15 protein-coding genes are annotated in these 19,509 nt (G+C 54.1%); 1 reads left to right on the forward strand and 14 read right to left on the reverse strand.

Translation table 11 applies throughout. The features are described 5' to 3' along the window. Positions 1–138: 138 nt before the first annotated feature. The 7 genes from hemL to Q3F21_RS17420 form a co-directional block, all read right to left on the reverse strand. Positions 139–1,422, reverse strand: coding sequence for a glutamate-1-semialdehyde 2,1-aminomutase (gene hemL / locus Q3F21_RS17390; RefSeq protein ID WP_340255689.1), 1,284 nt, complete (start codon positions 1,420–1,422; stop codon positions 139–141). A 7-nt stretch (positions 1,423–1,429) separates the two neighbouring features. After that, positions 1,430–2,404: a porphobilinogen synthase gene (gene hemB / locus Q3F21_RS17395; RefSeq protein ID WP_340255692.1), complete on the reverse strand. Its 975-nt coding sequence runs from the start codon at positions 2,402–2,404 to the stop codon at positions 1,430–1,432. Next, the gene (locus Q3F21_RS17400; RefSeq protein WP_340255695.1) at positions 2,388–3,209 is read right to left on the reverse strand and encodes a uroporphyrinogen-III synthase; all 822 of its coding nucleotides are present in this window, start codon (positions 3,207–3,209) and stop codon (positions 2,388–2,390) included. The genes hemB and Q3F21_RS17400 overlap by 17 nt, the downstream gene beginning before the upstream one ends. Further along, on the reverse strand, positions 3,206–4,150 hold the full coding sequence (hemC, locus tag Q3F21_RS17405) for a hydroxymethylbilane synthase (protein ID WP_340255698.1): 945 nt from the start codon (positions 4,148–4,150) through the stop codon (positions 3,206–3,208). Before hemC ends, Q3F21_RS17400 begins: the two co-directional genes overlap by 4 nt. 29 nt (positions 4,151–4,179) lie before the next feature. Beyond that, entirely contained in the window at positions 4,180–4,998 is an 819-nt protein-coding gene (locus Q3F21_RS17410; protein ID WP_340255701.1) for a cytochrome C assembly family protein, read from the reverse strand. Between the two features lie 30 nt (positions 4,999–5,028). Continuing rightward, positions 5,029–6,390 (reverse strand): glutamyl-tRNA reductase, encoded by a 1,362-nt coding sequence (gene hemA, locus Q3F21_RS17415; RefSeq protein ID WP_340255704.1) that lies wholly within the window; start codon positions 6,388–6,390, stop codon positions 5,029–5,031. Positions 6,391–6,550: 160 nt separating this feature from the next. Further along, a complete protein-coding gene (locus Q3F21_RS17420; protein WP_340255707.1) occupies positions 6,551–8,170 on the reverse strand; it encodes a methyl-accepting chemotaxis protein in 1,620 nt (539 codons plus the stop codon). A 197-nt stretch (positions 8,171–8,367) separates the two neighbouring features. Here Q3F21_RS17420 and Q3F21_RS17425 point away from each other — a divergent pair, with 197 nt between their 5' ends. Next, positions 8,368–9,309 (forward strand): DMT family transporter, encoded by a 942-nt coding sequence (locus Q3F21_RS17425; RefSeq protein WP_340255710.1) that lies wholly within the window; start codon positions 8,368–8,370, stop codon positions 9,307–9,309. An 89-nt stretch (positions 9,310–9,398) separates the two neighbouring features. Here the strand turns inward: Q3F21_RS17425 and Q3F21_RS17430 are convergent, their stop codons facing one another. The 7 genes from Q3F21_RS17430 to tig all read right to left on the reverse strand — a co-directional run bounded on the left by Q3F21_RS17430 (position 9,399) and on the right by tig (position 19,435). Then, complete coding sequence (locus tag Q3F21_RS17430) at positions 9,399–10,751, reverse strand: protein O-GlcNAcase (protein WP_340255713.1); 1,353 nt, start codon at positions 10,749–10,751, stop codon at positions 9,399–9,401. Positions 10,752–10,784: 33 nt separating this feature from the next. Beyond that, on the reverse strand, positions 10,785–11,489 hold the full coding sequence (gene yihA / locus Q3F21_RS17435) for a ribosome biogenesis GTP-binding protein YihA/YsxC (RefSeq protein WP_340255716.1): 705 nt from the start codon (positions 11,487–11,489) through the stop codon (positions 10,785–10,787). Next, entirely contained in the window at positions 11,486–13,825 is a 2,340-nt protein-coding gene (gene lon / locus Q3F21_RS17440; RefSeq protein WP_340255719.1) for an endopeptidase La, read from the reverse strand. The genes yihA and lon overlap by 4 nt, the downstream gene beginning before the upstream one ends. A gap of 251 nt (positions 13,826–14,076) precedes the next feature. Continuing rightward, positions 14,077–15,774 (reverse strand): ATP-dependent protease LonB, encoded by a 1,698-nt coding sequence (gene lonB, locus Q3F21_RS17445; protein ID WP_340255722.1) that lies wholly within the window; start codon positions 15,772–15,774, stop codon positions 14,077–14,079. 285 nt (positions 15,775–16,059) lie between these two features. Beyond that, entirely contained in the window at positions 16,060–17,325 is a 1,266-nt protein-coding gene (gene clpX, locus Q3F21_RS17450; RefSeq protein ID WP_340255725.1) for an ATP-dependent protease ATP-binding subunit ClpX, read from the reverse strand. Between the two features lie 22 nt (positions 17,326–17,347). After that, positions 17,348–17,929, reverse strand: a complete 582-nt coding sequence (gene clpP, locus Q3F21_RS17455) for an ATP-dependent Clp endopeptidase proteolytic subunit ClpP (protein WP_340255728.1) — start codon at positions 17,927–17,929, stop codon at positions 17,348–17,350. Positions 17,930–18,142: 213 nt separating this feature from the next. Continuing rightward, a complete protein-coding gene (tig, locus tag Q3F21_RS17460; RefSeq protein ID WP_340255731.1) occupies positions 18,143–19,435 on the reverse strand; it encodes a trigger factor in 1,293 nt (430 codons plus the stop codon). Positions 19,436–19,509 lie beyond the last annotated feature (74 nt).

The raw sequence follows: 19,509 nt of genomic DNA on the forward strand, positions 1-19,509 counted from the left end.
TGCAGCCCGCCTCCCAAGGGAGTACGGACTGCACTTTTTTGTTAAAGCATCTCTTTAGAAAAGAAACTTGGGCAAGCACCTGATTTCAACCCCCAAAAACGAGGGGTTTTACAGGGCATTCCGTGACGCGAACTTCTTTTACAGCCTCTTCATGGCGTTGTAGCTTGCATCGATGGTACGCTCGATATCTTCTTCCGTATGGGCCAGGGATACGAACATTCCCTCGAATTGAGACGGAGGAATCATGACGCCTTCCTCCAACAAATTGCGGAAGTAGGCAGAGAATTTGTCCAGATCGGCAGTCTTTGCCGTTTCGTAATTAACGACAGGCGTATCGGCAAAGAACAGGCAGACCATAGAGCCGACGCGGTTCAAAGTATGCGGGATACCGAGTTTGCGGGCATTTTCCGCAAGCCCCTCCGCCAGACGGGCAGAGAGCGCCTCCAATTTTTCATACGCTCCCGGCTGTCCCAGCTCCTGCAAGGTCGTCAGTCCTGCCGCCATCGCCAGCGGGTTGCCTGACAGGGTGCCTGCCTGATAGATCGGTCCTGCCGGTGCGATTTGCTGCATGATCTCCCGTTTGCCGCCGTACGCGCCGACCGGCAGTCCGCCGCCAATCACCTTGCCCATCGTCGTCAGGTCCGGAGTGATGCCGTACAGCTCCTGGGCACCGCCGCGGGAGACGCGGAATCCGGTCATGACTTCATCAAAAATCAGCAGCGTGCCGTGTTGCTTCGTAATTTCACGAAGCGCCTCCAGAAAGCCTGGTTGCGGCGGCACAACCCCCATGTTGCCAGCGATCGGTTCCACGATCACCGCAGCCAGGTCATTGCCAAAGTTTTCAAATGCCAGCTTGACGCTTTCCAGGTCGTTGTACGGAACCGTGATGGTGTTGACCGCCGTCGTTTCCGGCACTCCCGGACTGTCAGGCAGGCCGAGCGTAGCTACTCCGGAGCCAGCCTTGATAAGCAGGCTGTCAGCATGGCCGTGGTAGCAGCCTTCGAACTTCATGATTTTATTCCGTCTGGTATAGCCGCGGGCCAGCCGCAGCGCGCTCATCGTCGCCTCTGTTCCGGAATTGACCATGCGCACGACCTCGACAGACGGAACGATTTCACAGACCAGCTTGGCCATTTCCGTTTCCCGCTCGGTCGGCGCGCCAAAGCTCGTTCCCAGCCCAGCCGCATCGTGAATGGCCGCCAGTACCTTGGGATGGGCGTGGCCCAGAATCAACGGTCCCCAAGAGCCGATGTAATCGATGTAGCTGTTGCCGTCAACGTCAGTGATCCTCGACCCTTCGCCTTTCGCGATGTAGACAGGGTTTCCGCCGACGCTTTTAAATGCGCGCACCGGACTGTTTACGCCGCCCGGTATGTAGCGCTGGGCCTCTTCAAACATTCGGGACGAATTGTCCATTTTCATTATCCGCTCACCTCGCCAGCCATTTTGCCACATCTTTGGCATGATAGGTAATGATCAGATCGGCCCCGGCGCGTTTAAAGCCCAAGAGCGTTTCCATCACGATCTGCTCCTCGTTGATCCAGCCATTGGCAGCGGCAGCTTTCACCATGGAGTACTCTGCGCTTACGTTGTACACGACGAGTGGCAGATCGAAGTTTTCCCGAAGTCTCAGCACCATGTCCATAAAGGCGAGACCCGGCTTGACCATCAAAAAGTCAGCTCCTTCGGCTACGTCGGAAGCAGCTTCCCGCAGCCCCTCCCGCGCATTGGCCGGATCCATCTGATAGGTTTTGCGGTCTCCCGATTTCGGCGTGGAGTGAGCTGCATCGCGGAACGGGCCGTAGAAGCTGGACGCGTATTTGACCGAGTAGGACATGATCGGCACATGAACGAAGCCTGCCTCGTCCAAACCTTCGCGAATCGCAGCGACAAAACCGTCCATCATGTTGGAAGGAGCGATCATATCGGCTCCTGCCTTCGCCTGTGAAACAGCTGTCGCCGTCAGAAGCTTCAGCGATTCGTCGTTGTCGATCTCTCCCTCGTGCAAAACGCCGCAATGTCCGTGATCGGTGTACTGGCAAAGGCACGTATCGGCGATGACGACCATATCCGGGTACGCTTCCTTGATCTGGCGGATCGCCCGCTGCGTGATCGCGTTGTCATTGTAAGCCTCGGAACCACAGGCATCCTTGTGCTCGGGTACGCCGAACATCATAAGCGATTTGATCCCCAGCGAAGCGATTTCGTCCAGCTCTTCGCTCAGCTTGTCGAGAGAAAAGTGATACACGCCTGGCATGGACGGAATCTCTTCTTTTACATTCGTTCCTTCCACCACAAACAGCGGGTAAATCAAATCCTCCAGACGAACATGGTTTTCGCGAACCAGATCGCGCATACCTGCGCTGGTGCGCAGCCTGCGATGACGATCAAATGCAATGGCCATTATCTTTCCCTCCCCAATATGCTTTCAATGCTTCCAGCAAGCCTTCGACAGTATACTCGCGGGCGACGACGTCTACGTTCAAGCCGCGGGCTCTGGCCGTATCGGCCGTGATCGGGCCGATACAGGCAATGTATACCCCCTCCAGCAGCCGCTTTCCTCCATAAGGGGCTATCGCCTCCATAAAATACGAAACCGTCGAAGAGCTCGTAAATGCGACAACGTCAATCAATCCGTTTCGCAAGCGCTCCGCCGCTTCCGGAGCCTCCCGGCCGTCGATAACGGTCTGGTACACATCCACTTCCGTGACATCCATGCCCATCCGTCGCAACTCTTCCGGCAATGTTTTGCGGGCAATGTCCGCTCGCGGCAGCAGCACGCGCTCGCCGGGCTGGAGCCGATCTTTCAGACTGGCGAGCATGCCCTCCGCCACATAGTCGGAGGGCATCACCTCTGCCCTCAGTCCGTGCAAGGCGAGCTCTGCCGCTGTCTTTGGACCGACCGCAGCGAGATGCCCCGTCAGCTTGTCGGTCCCGACGCCGAGCTGCTTCATCCGTTCCAGAAAAAAGCGAACCCCGTTTACGCTGGTAAACATGACCCAGTCAAAGCTGCCGATGCGGGATATTGCTTCTTCCAAACGGCTGGTGTCTTGAGGAGGCACCATTTTCAAAAGCGGAAATGCATACGCCTCCCCGCCCAGCGCCTCCAGCTGACTGATCAGCTCTTTCGCTTGCCCCCGCGATCTGGTCACCATCATGCGTATGCCGGCAAGCGGCCTCACATGCCCGCCTTCATCCGCGTGACTCATGCCTGGTTCTCCTTTTTCACTTGCTCCAACACCTCTTGTGCTCCTTCCGCCGCCAGGGCGTCAGCCACTTCGCGTCCCAAAGCGAGCGGGTCGGTCCCTGTAGCCGTCCGTTTGAACACGCGCTTGCCATCCGGTGTTGCGACCAGACCCGTCAACGTGATAGCGGGCGGCTGTCCTCCCGCGGCTTCAGAAACCGTCGCGTAGGCTCCGATCGGCACCTGGCAGCCGCCCTCGAGGCGGTGCAAGAAGCTGCGCTCTGCCGTCACGGCCAGCCGAGTCGCCGGATCGTCAAACCTGCTGAGCAGCGCCAGTGTCTCCGTGTCATCCGCTCGGCATTCGATCGCCAGCGCGCCCTGTCCGACGGCAGGAAGGCTGATCTCCACCGGCAAAAACTGACTGATCGTCCCCTCCCACTTGACCCGTTCCAAACCGGCTGCCGCAAGTACGATGGCGTCAAAATTTCCTTCGTTCAGCTTGCGGATGCGGGTATCAATATTGCCCCTCAGCGATTCGATCTGGATGTCCGGCCGGTACGCCAGCAGCTGGGCCGAACGGCGCAAGCTGCTTGTTCCCACCAGCGCTCCCTGCGGCAGCTCGTCAAGCGTCTTTCCGTCTTTGGAAAGCAGAACGTCGCGGGGATCGACGCGCTTTGGTATGGCTCCGATCACCAAACCATCCGGCAGCTCGGCTGGCATATCCTTTAGGCTGTGGACTGCCAGATCGGTCTCCTTGTCCAGAAGAGATTGCTCAATCTCTTTTACGAAGAGTCCCTTTCCCCCGACCTTGGACAAGGTGACGTCCAGAATGCGGTCCCCTTTCGTCACGATTTCGTGGAGTTCAAATGACGCGCTTTGCTCAAGCTGCTTCAATTGGTCGACGACCCAGTTCGTCTGCGTCAGCGCCAGCATGCTGCGGCGCGTTCCTACTTTCCATGTTCTCATGGTAGCCTCCTCACGTAGCCATTCGATGATTATAGCCAGTTATGAAATTTCGAAAAATCGGTTGCCAGAAAATTGATCAGCACCAGCCCGAAGCTCGCCAGATTGAACAGGGCCAGGCTGCGCATTTGCCACGTATCGCTGTACCGCTTATAGAGCCAGAATGAGTACACGCCGAGAACAACGAGCGACCACACCACCTTGGCATCCAGCCAAAACTTTTCGGGCAATACCAGTTTTCCCCAAATGATACCGAGCAAAATAGCCAGCAGCAGCATCGGAACACCCAGCATGTTCATGCGGTACGCGTATGCCTCCAGCACGTCAAGACTTGGCAGGCGGCGAAGCATCGGCGTCCAACGCTTTGCTTTGAGCATGTTGTGCTGCAGCAGATACATGGCCGAAAAGACCATGGAAAGCGAGAAAGCCCCGTAGCTGAACATCGCCAGCGTGATGTGAACCAAAAGCAGCTCCGACGTCAGTGGACCGGATACGGCGTTCAGCGGCGTCTCCGGCAAAAACATGGACAGGACCAGCACGACAAACCCGATTACATTGGTAAAAAATACCAATAAATCGATGCGAAAAAAATAGTTGATGACTAGCGATAACGTAACCAGCACCCACGAATAAAAAAACAGCGTTTCAAATAGAGTAATGACGGGGAAGTACGCTTTTGCCGCCATCTGCGAGACAAAAAAAGCAGTTTGCAAGGCCCAAACGACAGCAAGCAACCCGAAAGCCAGTCGATTGACTTTCCGGTTGCTTTGCAAGAAGTCGTTGAAATAGAAGAGAACACTTGCAGCGTAGAGAAAGATCGTCAAATCGTAGATCCATCTCGCATCGGCCATGTACTCTCTCCTCTCTTTCCGTATCGGTATCTACTCAGGGATGCGGGATGCGAGCACCTGTTCACGTGCGGAAGTCTGCTTTGCTTTTTCTTTTTCCCAATTCGCTTCCCGTTCAGCCCGCTCCAAGATCTCTTCGAGCGCAAAAATAGTGGAGAACATGTCCAACACATCGGGGCCATCCTTCTTGGCTGCCAGCTCCTTTAGGCGAACGACCGGATCATGCAATAACTGATTAATCATTCCTTTGGTCGTCTTGCGGATGATGTACAGTTCTTTTTCGGTCAGGCCGCTCAGCTTGTTCTCCATCTTGCGCATGCCTTCGCTGTGAATATCAAATGCTTTCTCGCGCAAAGCCGCGATCAGAGGAGAAACGCCCAATGTCTGGTACCAGGTCGTAAAGGCGACGATCTCATCGGCAATCATGCCTTCCAGGCGTTCCGCTTCCCGGGAGCGCTCTTCCAGGTTGCTGGCCACAATCCCTTCGAGATCGTCGATGTCATACAAGTATACGTTGTCGAGATCGTGCAAGCTCGGGTCCAGGTCCCGCGGTACGGCGATGTCGATCATAAACAGCGGACGGTGCTTGCGCTGCTTCATGATTGGCTGCAGCTGCTCTTTGGTGATGACGTATCCCGTCGCCCCCGTTGAGCTGATGACGATGTCGGCTGTGAGCAGTGCCAAAGACAACTGCTCCATCGTACAGGCGTCCCCTTGGAATTTCTCGGCAAGCAGTTGTGCCCGCTCCAAGGTCCGGTTGGCTACGCGGACGTGCCCCGAACCGTTGGCATGCAGATGCTTCGCGGTCAGCTCGCTCATTTTTCCCGCGCCGACGATCAACACTTCCTTGCCAGAAAACGATCCGAAAATCTTTTTCCCCAGCTCGATCGCCGCATAGCTGACGGATACGGCGTTTTGCCCGATGGCCGTTTCCGTATGGGCCCTTTTCGCAAAGGTGATCGCCTGTTTAAACAGCATGTTGAACACGGTCCCGGTCGTCTCCAGCTGCTGCGCCAGCGTAAATGCGTCGCGCACCTGACCGAGAATCTGGGTTTCTCCCACCACCATCGAATCCATGCCGCAGGAGACGCGGAACAAGTGCTCGATGGCTTGTTCGTTCCCTTTTATATAGAGGTGTTCCTTAAAAGATTCTTTGCTCACACCAAACCATTCCGCCAAAAATCTGAGCGTGTAATCGCGACCGACGTTCAGCTGATCGCAAACCACGTAAATTTCCGTACGATTGCAAGTCCCGAGAATCACGCATTCCGCGATGCTCTTCGTCTGGGAGAGGAGATAAAGAGCCCGAGACGTGCCGTCGTCGCTAAAAGTAAACTTCTCGCGAATTTCGACAGGTGCCGTTTTGTAGTTAAGACCCAGCAAAAGAATATCCATAGCGTCCTCCCGGTAGTACATGCCAGTCAATTCTCTGATAAATGCACTATCATTATATCATTATGTCCTGAACGGGTCAGTTGTAATTGTGAAAAGTTTATTAACGGCGGACACTTTGCCGAAAGAATGTGCGATATTCGTCGAATGCAAGCGTATTGGTTTACATGCGAAACCGTTTTGTTATCCGCTCCAGGGTGTTCGTTTTTTCCGCCAGCTCTTCCGCTTCGTCAGCCAGCAAATGAACGCTCTCCGTTTGCTCTGCCACTGCGCTTGCCGCTGTCTCGACACTTTCCGCAAACTGCTCCGCGATCACTTCAACCTCGCTGAGGGTGCGGCTGATCTCCTCGCATTGCCTGACGAGCATCTCCGCCAGCTCAGCGTTTTCCATTGACATACTCTGATTTGCGTCGACGACCGTCTGAAGATCGCGAATGGCGCCACCCGCTTCCCGCACATATCGGGCTGACGACTGCAGCTCATCCAATTGTCCTGCCACTTCATCGGCAGCATGCTTGACGTCTTCCTGAACGGCTGCTGTGACCGACAGGATATTTTCGGAAAACCTGCCGGTCTCTTCGGCCAAATGTCGTATCTCGGCAGCTACCACTGAAAAGCCACGGCCGTGCTCTCCGGCGCGAGCGGCTTCAATCGAGGCATTCAATGCAAGCGTATTGGTCTGGCGAGCGATCTTCGTAATGGCCGCCACCTGCAAACTGATCTGCTCGACATCTGAGGTGAGCCTTCTGATCGCCTGGGCGGATTTTGCCATTCCCGTCTCGGCACGGCTTACCTGCAGGGAAGCCTCGTGCACGGAAGCCGTGCCCCTAACCGTTGTCTCCGCTGCGCTGTCACTGACCGCTTTGGCCCGATGCAGCGCTTCTTTCATCCCATTCAACATCACCGCCATATCGGCCAGCCGCTTTACGGCCGAAGCGAGCGCTTCGCCCTGCTGCCGACTTCCCGTTTGAAACTGCCCCATCATGCCGCCGAGCTCGTCAAAGGTTTCAGCCAATTCCTTTGCCTGGGCTGCCTGCTTTCTGCTGATCGACTCTGTCACGAAGACGGCAGATGCAATCTCCCGGATGATATTTTGAATACCGAGAGCCATCTTGTTCAGCTCCAGACCCGTCTGATGAAACTCGTTGCGCGAGGCCGCTTCAATCTTTTTGGTCAAATCCCCCGAGGATACGGCACGAGCGAGATCATGCCATTGGTGTATACTGGAACGCATCGCCCTGTGGATGAAGAAGCCTCCCGTCATACCGATAAACAGCGATACACCAGTCCACGCAAGCAAGCCGGGCAAAGGGACCTCCATCACAAGCCCGACGCAAGCGCCGCATATGGAAGGAATGGCACTCAGTCCAAACAAGACAGGTCCGAGAAACGGTCGATGCAAAATCGACCCCATCCTCAGGACGTAGCGCCTGCCGTGAAACGTGCCGATCGGAACAGCCGAATCGATCAGCCACTCGCCCGTATTTCGCAAATACAGCTGTGACAGTGCCTGTTTTGCAACCGCTGCTTTCTTGCCGACCTCATCTGCAAAGACCATGCCCTCTCTGAGTCGATTCGTATGTATGTGTCCGTACCCTGTTTCGTCGACGATAACGAAGTACTCTCTGCTGCCCAAATGCTGATCGAGCAGCTGGCGGATTTCTTCCCGAACCGCTTCCAGATCGTCACTTTTTCCCATTAGCTCCGCGACCTGCCGAGCCATCATCCCTGCCTTCTTTTCTGACCGCTTGCTTTTTCCCGACTTCTGTACGGCTTGCTGCATGAAAAATCCCCCTTCTCTACTCTTCTTCTAGCGAAAAAACAAGTCTACATTTTCTTTATTTTCCGACATTTATCTCGAAATGCCAAGACAAGCATCAAGTTTTCCCCTTGCTTTCCCGCCCTGTATCCCTTATCATGCATGCATGATCATTTGAACGTTTCGAATTATCTGTGGATATGGAAGGAGAGAAGATGCCTTTGAAGAAACCGTGGATGGCGGATGTGACCCTGTTTTTGATCGCATTTGTCTGGGGTGCGACGTTTCTCGTCGTGCAACAAGCGATCTCAGCGCTGCCGCCGAACGCTTTCAACGCCATTCGCTTTACGATCGCTGTCCTTTTCTTGCTCGTGATTCAACTCCTGTTTTTCCGCGGTCAGTGGAAGGCATGGAACGGCGCTTTGCTCAAGGCCGGCTCTGTTATCGGCTTTTGGCTTTGCCTCGGCTATGCGCTGCAAACAGTGGGGCTTTTGTATACCACACCGTCCAAAGCAGGATTTATCACGGGCTTGTCTGTTGTACTTGTCCCGCTTTTCGCCTTTCTGATCCTGCGCAATCGCATCAAACCCACGGCAGTCGTCGGCGTCTTGCTGGCAGCGATCGGGCTGTATTTATTGACCCAGAACCAGACGCTCAGCTTCAATACCGGAGACCTTCTCGTCTTTGGATGCGCAATCTGCTTTGCCCTGCAAATCGTCGTCACAGGCAAATACGCCCCTCAGTTTCCTGCTTTGCCGCTCGCTATCGTGCAGCTGGCGACTGTTGCCGTGCTAAGTTGGGGCTACTCCTTCTTGTTCGAAGACTGGAGCAAGGCGTTTGATCCCGAGATTCTGTTGATCCCGGAAGTCGCAAGAGGACTTGTTATCACTTCCATCTTTGCCACTGCGCTTGCCTTTCTCGCACAGACGGCGCTGCAAAAACAGACCAGTTCGACCCGCGTGGCGCTTATCTTTGCCCTCGAGCCGGTCTTTGCCGCCCTCACTTCATATCTGTGGATCAACGAAGTGCTGACCGGTCATCAAATCTTTGGCGGCTTGCTGATCTTTTTCGGAATGATTTTGGCGGAGCTTCCGATCGGTCAATGGCTAAAGCTGCGGCAGAGCGGGCGGGAGAGTGAGACGGAAAACAGAAATTCCGCGTAAGGCGGTACAAAAAGCAGAGCTTGTTAATGGGAACGAAAAAAAGGAGCAGGTCACTCTCGAACTCACGAGAATCCCGCTCCTTTTTTTCCTTATGTGGCCTTTTTTACTTCCTGCATCAGCGCCTCGATAAAGATGGGCATCACCTGGCCGCATACTTTTTGCGGCAGCTTCTCCGTCCGCTTCAGCCAGCGCTTCAATCGCAGCAAATGAAAGGCCGCCTGCGGCATTCGCCCACTGAGTCCGGCCTCGATCAAAACGGTTGCCGTCTGGCCTACCTTGGCCCAGTGCCGATACTTTTCCACCCATGGACGTATCTCCGCGGACAGCTTCCTGTTCCGCATCCTCGTCAGCAGATGAATGGCTGTCTCCTCCATGGCGGAGAACAACAACCCAAGCTCCCTCGTCCCCTGCTCTCTGTTTCCGTACAGGAAATGAAAGCGAAATTGCATAAAATGCTCCATGAGAACAGGCGACTCTGTTTCGTTCAAAAATGAGCTTTGAACATTATCGGCAAAGCGGAGAAATGCCTCCGCGTCATCAGCTCCCGCGACTTCCTCCACGGCTCGCTTCCACGATTGCAGGGGATCGTAGCCCTCCGGGTCGCGCAAGTAATCCGCTATCGTGATCAGCGGTATTTTGGAGCTCTCCACCTGCTCCATCGCATTCGCCACATAGCCTGCGGAAAGCATGCCCAGCCCGGCGTCTCTGTTGCGGAGCGGACCGATGTGAAGCTCATTTGCCATCGCTAGGTCGTTTACGGGGTAGTTGTCCCAGTACAAAGGACGATGGCCTGTGTATTCTCGAAAACGGACAGCGTCCCCTTCTGTCAGGAATGGGGAGCAGACAAACCTCCCCGTCCAAAACAAATCGATCTCTTCCGGCAATAGCCGCCCCAGTCTCATCATGTACGGTTCATTCCCCATGCCGGCGTACTGCGTCGGACAAAGCACCAATCTGACGGGCTCCGGCCAGCTTGCCATCTGATCGTACAACCGCAGCGCCGTTGCCGCATGCGCGTCCGCCAGCGTATCGAACTTCCTGATATCGGCTGCATGCAAAAGCGCCAGCGGAATATCGTCGAACTGAAGAGCGAAGTGCCTGACTCCCCTGTCGTACATAAAGCGGTATTTATTCAACAGGATATCGAGATGAGCGAGGTTGGCGTACTCCATGTTCAATCCGGGACTCAAGCAGTAATAAAAAGACAGCTTTGCCTTGTGCGCGGCCCGGATGAGCCGGTCAGTTTGCGCCAGCGCAGCGGAAGGATGGTGCTCCTGCCACCTCTCCCTGAGAAACGGATCGTCCTTGGGGGCGTAAAAGTACGCGTTAAAATGATGCTTACCTAAAAAATCAATCATGTCCAGACGCTCTTCATGCGTCCATGGCTTTCCGTAAAATCCTTCGATGACACCCCGTATGGGAAAGCGTTCGTGACTCGTCACAACATTTCCTCCTCTCCCGTCCGGCGTTCTGGCTTACTTTTGCGCCTTGCCTTCTGCCCCACCGGCAGAGGAGGGAACCGTCACTTCTTTATTTGCTTCGGCGTTTGCTTCGCTTTTCGCAGCTGCGGCCAGCTCTCGTTTTTCCTCATCGTATTCGTAGAGGCGCCGCTTGATCTCGGACCACAATTCATCCCGGCCTTGCCCTGTTTCCGACGAGAAGATCAGGAGCGTATCGTCGCCGCGCATGTGTAAATGCTGCCGAATGACCTTGGTATGCTGCAGCCATCGGCCACGGGCAATTTTGTCTCCTTTGGTGGCGACGACAACGGTCGGAATGCCGATTTCCTTGCACCATTCATACATGGCGATATCGTCCTTGCTCGGGGCATGGCGAATATCGACCAGCTGGATGATAAACCGCAGCTCCTTCCGCTGCTTGAGGTAATTCTCGATCATTTTTCCCCATTGGCCTTTGATCGACTTGGAGACTTTGGCGTAGCCGTAGCCGGGAAAATCGACAAAGTAAAGCAGCTTGTTCACCTGAAAATAGTTAAGCGTTTGCGTTTTGCCCGGTTTTTGGCTGGTTCTGGCAAGCCCCTTGCGATTCATCATTTTATTGAGAAGCGAAGATTTGCCGACATTGGAGCGACCTACCAGAGCGATCTCGGGTAGGCCGTCAGTCGGATATTGGTTGGGGCCGACAGCGCTGGTAATGAACTCGGCGGAGGTAATTTTCATAGTTGATCACCTGCCATCTTCTTGACAAGCGCATGGCGAAGCACTTCATCCAGATGCTCGACAGGAATAAATTTCAAATCATTCCGCACGCTCTCTGGAATATCGTCAATGTCTTTCTCGTTGTCTTTCGGCAAAATGACTGTCGTCAGGCCCGCGCGGTGAGCCGAAAGCGTTTTTTCCTTCAGCCCGCCGATCGGGAGGACGCGGCCGCGAAGCGTGATCTCGCCGGTCATGCCCACTTCCTTGCGAACGGGAATGCCTGTCAGCGCGGACACAAGCGCTGTCGCCATCGTAATTCCGGCGGACGGTCCGTCTTTTGGTATCGCTCCTTCCGGAACATGGATATGAATGTCGTTCTTCTCGTGGAAATCCGGATCAATCATCCACTCGGCAGCCCGCGAGCGAATATAGCTGAATGCAGCTTGTGCGGACTCCTTCATGACGTCGCCCAATTGACCAGTCAAAGCAAGCTTGCCTTTTCCAGGCAAGACCGTCACCTCGACATTCAACGTATCGCCGCCTGCCTCCGTCCAGGCAATGCCGGTAACAGAGCCGACCTGATCTTCCTTTTCGGCCAAGCCGTAGCGGTAGCGAGGCTTGCCGAGCAGACTCTCAACCGTTTTGGCCGTGACGACCACGCGTTTCTTCTCTCCTGCGACGATCAATTTGGCTGCCTTCCGACAGACGTTGGCCGCCTCCCTGTTCAGATTCCGCACACCCGCTTCACGCGTGTACTGGCGAATGATCTTTAACAGGGCTTCCTCCTGCACCTGCAATTTGTCTTTGCCAAGACCGTGATCCTGCATCTGCTTCGGCAGCAAGTAGCCGCGCATGATATTCAGCTTCTCCAGCTCGGTATAGCCCGAGATGGAGATGACCTCCATCCGGTCCAAGAGCGGACGGGGAATCGTGTGCAGGCTGTTTGCCGTCGTGATGAACATCACATTGGTCAAATCGTACGTCTCTTCGATGTAATGATCGCTAAACTTGTCATTTTGGTTGGGGTCCAGCACTTCCAAGAGAGCGGAAGCAGGATCCCCGCGGAAATCAGAAGCGAGCTTGTCGATCTCATCCAGGAGGAACACCGGATTGATCGTGCCGGCTTGTTTCATCCCTTGAATAATCCGGCCCGGCAGCGCCCCTACATAGGTGCGCCTGTGGCCGCGAATTTCTGCTTCGTCGCGCACGCCTCCCAAGGAAATCCGTACGAATTCCCGCTCCAGCGCACGGGCGATGGAACGAGCCAGGGAGGTCTTCCCGACCCCTGGAGGGCCGACCAGACAAAGAATCGGTCCGCGCATAGAATTGACCAGCTTCTGCACGGCCAAATACTCCAATACCCGTTCCTTTGGCTTTTCCAAACCGTAGTGGTCCTCGTTCAAAATGTCTTCCGCGTGCTTGATATCGAGATTGTCTACGGTTTTTCTCGTCCACGGTAGCGCCAAGAGCGTATCGATGTACGTACGGATGACCGATCCCTCTGCGGAGGTGGACGGCATTTTTTCCAGGCGCTCCAGCTCTTTTTCTATCTTGTTCTTGATCCGCTCAGGAGCGTCCGATTTATCCAGCTGGGCGCGAAGCTCGTCAACCTCGCCCTGCCTGCCGTCACGGTCCCCGAGCTCTTTTTGGATCGCCTTCATTTGCTCGCGCAAGTAGTATTCCTTTTGCGTCCGCTCCATTTGTTTCTTGACGCGGCCGCTGATTTTGCGCTCCAGCTCCAGTACCTCTCGCTCGTTATTGAGGATATCGAGGAGAGTGTTCAGGCGGTCCCGGATGTTGGTCGTCTCCAAAATCTCCTGCTTGTCGCGCATTTTCAGCGGCAGGTGGGAGGCGATGACATCCGCCAGACGCCCCGGTTCTTCAATATCCGTCACAGAGCTGAGCGTCTCTGGAGATACCTTTTTGGAAAGCTTGATGAACTGCTCAAAGTGGCTCAGTACGGCGCGCATCAGCGCCTCCACTTCGTTTTCGTCACCAGTTTCTTCCTCCAGGTACGTAATGGAAACCTGAAAGAAGTCTTCCTGTCGGACATACTCTTCGATTTTGGCCCGTTGCAAGCCCTCCACCAACACCCGGATGGTTCCGTTGGGGAGCTTCAGCATCTGTTTGACGCGCGCTACCGTGCCGACATCGTATATTTGTTCGGCCTCTGGTTCTTCTATATGGATTTCCTCCTGCGTAGCAAGCAAAATCTTGTTGTCGTCCACCATGGCTTGCTCCAGCGCACGGACGGATTTTTCCCGTCCGACATCGAGATGGAGCACCATGGAAGGATACACAAGAAGCCCACGCAACGGGAGGAGCGGAATCTCTCGCTTACCGGAACGATCGCCCAAGCTTATGCACCTCTCCTTGATCTGAACAGTCTCTTGCAGCTTTTGTGTGAAAAAGCGGAAATAACCTTGCTCGCGAAAAAATCAATGACTTGGTCAGACCGCCTTTTTTATACAAGCAAAAACGGCTTCTGAACAGCCGTTTTTGGTCGTCTTGACACGCCGCTTTCTCCCTTCTTTTGGAGAAAGTCGAAGCTTCTTACCATTGTAGCGCAAACACATTCCGATGTCTAATTTCAAGGTGCTGCCCTTCATTACAAGGAGAGTGGAGAGGACGCCAGGTCTTCCGCGGGCAGCTGCAGGGTAAATCCGGCGCTTTCAACCTCGGGCTCGGCAAGATCCTTGAAGGCCAGCTCAAGGACCTGCTGTACGGTGGAAACAGGGATGACTTCGATGCCTTTCATGTCGGCAAACAAGCTCTGCCAGTTTTCTTCCGGGATGAACACGCGGGCAGCCCCGGCTGCACGGGCAGCTTCCACCTTGGCTACTACGCCTCCTACGGGCTTCACCTTTCCGTGAATACTCACTTCCCCCGTCATCGCCAGGAGATTGTCCACAGGGAGTTCCTTGATGGCGGAATAAATCGCTGTTGTGATGGCAATGCCAGCGGATGGTCCGTCAACAGGCACTCCTCCGGGGAAGTTGATATGCAGATCGTAATTGTACGGTTGGATGCCCGAGCGATGGAGCACAGTCAACACGTTGTCGATCGAACCCTTGGCCATCGATTTGCGTCTGATCGTCCTGCTTCTTCCCCCGATCTCCTCTTCTTCGGCCAAACCTGTCGTCGTGATTCGTCCGTTGCCCGGGATCGCTGCACGTGTGGCGGTTACCTCCAGTTCCATCACACTGCCCATGTTCGGCCCATAGACAGCCAGTCCATTGACCAGTCCCACCTGCGGAGTAGCGTGAACCTGCTTTTCCTGCCTCGGCGATTTCTGACTGCTGTGCATGACCCATTCGACATCGGAGGGCTTGATTACTTTCCGCTCTTCTGTCAGAGCGATGCCAGCGGCGATCTGTACCGTATTGATCGCTTCCCGTCCATTGGTCGCATAGCGTTCAATGACCTCTACAGCCGCATCCTCCATGGTCATGTCCATTTTCGGAACCGCCGTTCTGACGATGCTGCCGATCTCAGCCGGTTTCAACGGACGGAAAAAGATTTCCAGACAGCGGGAACGAAGCGCGGGCGGCAATTCCTCCGGCATCCTCGTCGTGGCTCCGACCAGTCGAAAGTCAGCCGGCAGGCCATATTTGAATACTTCGTGAATGTGCGAGGGAATCTGTGTGTTCTCTTCGCTGTAATAGGCACTTTCCAGCATCACTTTTCGGTCTTCCAATACTTTTAGCAGCTTGTTCATCTGAACGGGGTGAAGCTCCCCGATCTCATCCAGAAAAAGGATGCCTCCATGCGCTTTGGTTACGGCTCCGGGCTTTGGCTGCGGCACACCAGCCTGCCCCAAAGCTCCGGCTCCCTGGTAGATCGGATCATGAACAGAACCGATCAGCGGGTCGGCAATGCCTCTCTCGTCAAAACGGGCAATCGTCGCGTCTATCTCTACAAATTTGGCTTCGCTCGTAAACGGTGACATTTTGTTTTTCTTTGCTTCCTCCAACACCACCCTGGCAGCAGCAGTCTTTCCGACACCAGGCGGACCGTAGATGATCACATGCTGCGGGTTGGGACCGCACAATGCCGCACGCAGCGCTCTCAAGCCATCCTCCTGCCCGACAATTTCCTCCAGTGCAGCTGGCCTCGTTTTTTCCGACAGCGGCTCGGTCAAGGCAATCATGCGCATCCGGCGCAGCTGATCCAAATCCTTCCGCGATTCTTTTTCGCTTGAGTTCTTGCTCGCGCGCTGGGTTCTGAGCAAATTCCAAAAGTAGGTTCCTATAATAATCCCGACAATCACTTCAATGCAGGCAATGACAAGTGTGGTATAGTTCATCCGCAGTCCCTCCCATGCTCACTGGCAACTATTTAGCAGGCTGTCCGTACTCAATGCCTCTGCATGCCGGAACAGCCTTTCCTTCGCGTCTCTTGAACTATAATGAGTAGTATTGCCTCGCAGTGCGGGACATAAACTCTAAACCAGCGAGCCGGTCTATAGACATGCGGCAAAAAGGAACGAGCTGCACGTTCAATCCCCCGCGGCCCAAGGAGAGGAAAAATGAACCATGTACGTATGCAAAAAGCCACCTCGATTGAGGTGGCTTATTTTCCTTCGTTATGCTCAGGCGCTTTCGTGCTTGCGCTCCTGGCCTTCCTTTGTCAAAAGCTGGGGCTTTACTTTATCGCGAACCGTTTCTTCCGTGATGACGCATTTGCTCACGTCTTCACGAGACGGCAATTCGTACATCATATCCAGCATGATCTGCTCGATAATGGCACGAAGTCCACGTGCACCGGTATTGCGCTTGATGGCTTCCTTGGCGATCTGGGTCAATGCTCCCGCATCAAACTCCAGCTCGACGTTGTCAAGGCTCATCAGCTTCTGGAACTGCTTCACCAGCGCATTTTTTGGTTCGGTGAGAATTTTGACGAGGGTCTCTTCATCCAGCGGTTCGAGTGTCGCGAGAACCGGCAGACGCCCGACGAATTCCGGAATCAAGCCAAACTTGAGCAGATCTTCCGGCAAGACGTACTTTAGGTACTCGCCTTGCTTGAGGTCGCCTCTCACGCCTTCGTTCATATCCGTACCGAAGCCGATCACTTTTTTGCCCAGACGGCGCTTGATAATCTGCTCGACACCGTCAAAAGCACCGCCGCAAATAAACAGGATATTGGAGGTATCGATCTGGATAAACTCTTGATGCGGATGCTTGCGGCCGCCTTGAGGCGGAACGCTTGCGACCGTTCCTTCCAGAATCTTGAGCAGTGCCTGCTGTACGCCTTCGCCGGAGACGTCGCGGGTAATCGATGGATTTTCCGACTTACGGGCGACTTTATCGATCTCATCGATGTAGATAATGCCTTTTTCCGCTTTTTCCACATCGTAATCTGCGGCCTGAATCAATTTCAGCAAAATGTTTTCCACGTCTTCGCCCACATAACCCGCTTCCGTCAGCGATGTTGCATCGGCGATGGCAAACGGAACGTTTAATATCCGCGCCAGTGTTTGGGCCAGCAGGGTTTTACCGCTTCCTGTCGGTCCGATCAGCAGGATGTTCGACTTTTGCAGTTCTACGTCCTCGATCTTGGCACCGGAATTAATTCGTTTATAGTGGTTGTAAACCGCAACCGAGAGAGATTTTTTCGCCATGTCCTGCCCGATCACATAATCGTCCAGGATGTTGCGAATTTCCATTGGCTTCGGTATTTCTTTCATGTCGATTTCTTCTTCGGTTCCCAGCTCTTCCTGAACGATTTCGTTGCACAGTTCGATGCACTCATCGCAAATGTAAACGCCGGGTCCGGCAACCAGCTTTCTTACCTGCTCCTGCGACTTTCCGCAGAACGAGCACTTCAGCTGTCCTTTATCATCGTTAAATTTAAACATGCGCGTATCACCTCACAACGGGTCATTTTTTCCGTTCAATAATGGCATCGATCAATCCGTATGCTTTGGCTTCCTCTGCGCTCATAAAGTTGTCACGGTCGCTGTCTTTTTCCACGCGCTCATACGGCTGACCAGAACGGTCCGCCAAAATTTGGGTTAATTGCTTCTTCGTTTTCAAAATCCATTCGGTATGAATCCGAATGTCTTCTGCTTGGCCGCGGACCCCGCCCAATGGCTGGTGAATCATCACTTCGCTGTTTGGCAGGGCGAAACGCTTGCCTTTTGCGCCTGCTGTCAAGAGCACAGCTCCCATGCTTGCGGCCATGCCGACGCAAATGGTGGACACATCCGGCTTGATAAACTGCATCGTGTCATAAATGGCAAGTCCCGCAGTCACGGAACCCCCTGGAGAGTTTATGTAGAGACTGATGTCTTTGTCCGGATCTTCGGCTTGCAGGAAAAGCAATTGAGCGACCACAGAATTGGCCACTTCATCGTCGATTTCACTGCCGAGAAAAATGATCCGGTCTTTCAAGAGCCGCGAATAAATATCGTAGGCGCGCTCTCCACGGCTGGTCTGTTCGATTACCATTGGGATTAACATATGTATTTCCTCCTCTGTCAGCAAAAGAGGTAATGGCAGCCTTCCCCTGTCGGTTTTTCCCCCGGAAGGCTATAGGCGAAGCTCTCCTGATAACAACGCGGTACAGCTGCAGATTGGCGATGGTGAAAAACAAGGCACGAGAATATCGTGCCTTGATATCGAAGGTTCGGGAACGACACTTCGCTCCCGAACGATCATGCGGTCTTCCTAAGATTATGCACTAACTTTGCTTTCTGCAACCAGGAAATCAACTGTTTTGCGAGTTTGCACATCGCGGTACAGCGCAGCAAGGCCATCTTGCGCGGTGAAAATCTTGCGCAGCTCGTCAGCCGGACGGCCGTAAACGCCAGACAGCTTTTCGAGTTCGGCAGTTACGTCCTCTTCGCTTACTTCAATGTTCTCTGCTTTTCCGATTGCTTCCAGCACCAGAGAGGTGCGAACACGGGAAGTAGCATCTGCACGCAGTTGGTCGCGGAGCTGGCTTTCATCCATTCCGGAGAACTGGTAGTACAGGTCCAGAGTCAGGCCCTGGAATTGCAGGCGTTGTCCGAACTCATTGACCATTTGATCCAGTTCATGCTCGATCATGACTTCCGGAATGCCGATTTCTGCGTTTTCAGCGGCTTTCAGAACCAGCTGCTCGCGAACGTATTGCTCCTTGTCCTGTGCAGCTTTCTCCTCCAGCTTTTTCTTGGTGTCTGCTTTCAACTCGTCCAATGTATCGAATTCGCTTACGTCTTTTGCAAACTCATCGTCCAATGCCGGCAGGTTTTTGCGTTTCAGGCTGTTCAGCTTGACTTTGAAAACAGCTTCTTTGCCAGCGAGGTTCGGAGAGTGGTACTCTTCGGGGAACGTTACGTTGATTTCTTTTTCCTCGCCGATGTTCATGCCGACAACTTGCTCTTCAAAACCGGCGATGAATGTACCGGAACCGAGCTCCAGCGAGTAGTCTTCCGCTTTGCCGCCTTCAAAAGCCACTCCGTCCTGGAAGCCTTCGAAGTCGATCAAGACGATATCGCCGTTTTGAGCCTGGCCTTCTTCAACGGCAACCAGCTCGGCATGACGCTCTTGCATGCGCTTCAATTCAGCATCAACATCTTCGTCAGTAACCGCGAACTCTTTCGGCTCGATGGTCAGGTTCTTGTAGTCGCCGAGTTTTACTTCCGGCTTTACAGTAACAGTCGCTTTGAAGATCAGGTTTTTGCCTTTTTCCATTTGTTCGACGTCCACTTCCGGACGGTCAACCGGTTCAATGCCCGCTTCGCGAACAGCTTGTCCGTAAGCGTTTGGGAGAATGATGTCCAGCGCATCTTGATACAAAGATTCCACGCCAAAACGCGCTTCGAACATCTTGCGCGGTACTTTTCCCTTGCGGAAGCCTGGCACATTTACCTTTTTCGATACTTTTTTGAACGCCTGGTCAAGTGCTGCATCTACTTGCGAAGCGTCTACTTCAACTGTCAGGACTCCCTGGTTATTCTCTAACTTTTCCCATTTTGCTGCCACGTAAACTTCCCCTCCTAGATTGATTCAAGAGAAACACGCCTGTCAGGTCTGGCAAGGACCATGGTGACAGGGCG

Source organism: Brevibacillus borstelensis (genome assembly GCF_037834415.1).
Classification (GTDB): domain Bacteria; phylum Bacillota; class Bacilli; order Brevibacillales; family Brevibacillaceae; genus Brevibacillus; species Brevibacillus borstelensis_A.

Excerpts from the sequence above, each read along its gene's own strand:
- hemL (WP_340255689.1), bottom strand. The coding sequence starts at position 1,422 with ATGAAAATGGACAATTCGTCCCGAATGTTTGAAGAGGCCCAGCGCTAC.
- hemB (WP_340255692.1), bottom strand. The coding sequence starts at position 2,404 with ATGGCCATTGCATTTGATCGTCATCGCAGGCTGCGCACCAGCGCAGGT.
- Q3F21_RS17400 (WP_340255695.1), bottom strand. The coding sequence starts at position 3,209 with ATGAGTCACGCGGATGAAGGCGGGCATGTGAGGCCGCTTGCCGGCATA.
- hemC (WP_340255698.1), bottom strand. The coding sequence starts at position 4,150 with ATGAGAACATGGAAAGTAGGAACGCGCCGCAGCATGCTGGCGCTGACG.
- Q3F21_RS17410 (WP_340255701.1), bottom strand. The coding sequence starts at position 4,998 with ATGGCCGATGCGAGATGGATCTACGATTTGACGATCTTTCTCTACGCT.
- hemA (WP_340255704.1), bottom strand. The coding sequence starts at position 6,390 with ATGGATATTCTTTTGCTGGGTCTTAACTACAAAACGGCACCTGTCGAA.
- Q3F21_RS17420 (WP_340255707.1), bottom strand. The coding sequence starts at position 8,170 with ATGCAGCAAGCCGTACAGAAGTCGGGAAAAAGCAAGCGGTCAGAAAAG.
- yihA (WP_340255716.1), bottom strand. The coding sequence starts at position 11,489 with ATGAAAATTACCTCCGCCGAGTTCATTACCAGCGCTGTCGGCCCCAAC.
- lonB (WP_340255722.1), bottom strand. The coding sequence starts at position 15,774 with ATGAACTATACCACACTTGTCATTGCCTGCATTGAAGTGATTGTCGGG.
- clpX (WP_340255725.1), bottom strand. The coding sequence starts at position 17,325 with ATGTTTAAATTTAACGATGATAAAGGACAGCTGAAGTGCTCGTTCTGC.
- clpP (WP_340255728.1), bottom strand. The coding sequence starts at position 17,929 with ATGTTAATCCCAATGGTAATCGAACAGACCAGCCGTGGAGAGCGCGCC.